This is a genomic window from bacterium (assembly GCA_030654305.1).
GTDB lineage: Bacteria > Krumholzibacteriota > Krumholzibacteriia > LZORAL124-64-63 > LZORAL124-64-63 > PNOJ01.
Window position 1 is genome coordinate 1 of sequence record JAURXS010000513.1, and the last position, 1,008, is coordinate 1,008.

A 1,008-nucleotide genomic window follows, 5' to 3' on the forward strand; every position below is an offset into this window, starting at 1 on the left:
TCGCCGACCACCAGCTGGTCGCGCCCGTTGGCGACGAAGCGCGCCACCACCGGCGGGCCGGCCAGGGACCCGTCGAGGAGCGCGGCCGCGCCGGCCGGCCAGCCCGGCGACCCCTGCGCGACGGGACGCCCCTCGGCGTCGAAGAGGAAGAGGTAGGCCGGCTCGTCGGGCGCGCCTTCGGTGACGGCGTCGACGGGCAGCGAAGCGCAGGCCAACGCCGGGCTCGCCGCCGCCCCGCCGATCCCCTCGACCAGCCACGGGGTGACCGACTCGGTCGCCAGTCGGCGCGCGGCGGCCGGGTCGATCGCCGCCGGCAGGCGGGCCGGATCGCCGGCGCGCAGCGGCAGCGTCCGGGCGGTGAACGTCATCGTCGCGCCCTGGGCCGAGATGCCCTCCATCTCGAAGCCGGTCCACGCCCGCTCGTACGTGCGGGTGGCGGGCCTCCCCTCCTGCCGCAGCGCGGTGGTCGTGCCGGCGTGGAAGGGATCGCGCGCCGAACCGTAGAAGCCGAAGACGTAGGCGTCGTAGACCCCGACGTCCTGGATGCCGTCGGCCTCCAGCAGCCGCAGGCCGTCGCCCTCGCCGTTGACCGTGTTGTCGGCGAGCCGGTCCTCGATCCGCGCCTCGTTCACGTGCCAGACCAGCAGGCCGCCGTCCGGCAGGAAGAAGTCGTACATGCCCGTGTTGCGCGAAGCCTCCTCCAGGGGGCCGGGGCCGTCCGGGTCCTCGAGGTCGCCGCCCATGTAGAGGAAGACGCCGGTCGCCGCATCGCGCACGAAGCCGATGCCGCTCTCGTCCGGCAGCTCGTCGCCGCTCAGCGGCACCCAGCGGTTCTCCACCAGGAAGAACTCGCGCGGCGAGACGCCGCCCAGGATCGCCTGCGGATAGTCGGGTGAGAAGTCGTAGGGCGTGCCGCCGACCGAGCTGCCGCTGTAGTGCTGCAGATATTGGCTGCGCGGGATCTGGGAGGCCGGCAGGTGGATCTCGCGATCGCCGCCGCCGATGGTC

The 1,008-nt window shown here is 74.1% G+C and carries 1 protein-coding gene; it reads right to left on the minus strand.

The window, feature by feature from the left end:
* Positions 1–1,008: hypothetical protein (locus Q7W29_14585; GenBank protein ID MDO9173048.1), on the minus strand; the 1,008-nt coding region annotated here is incomplete at both ends.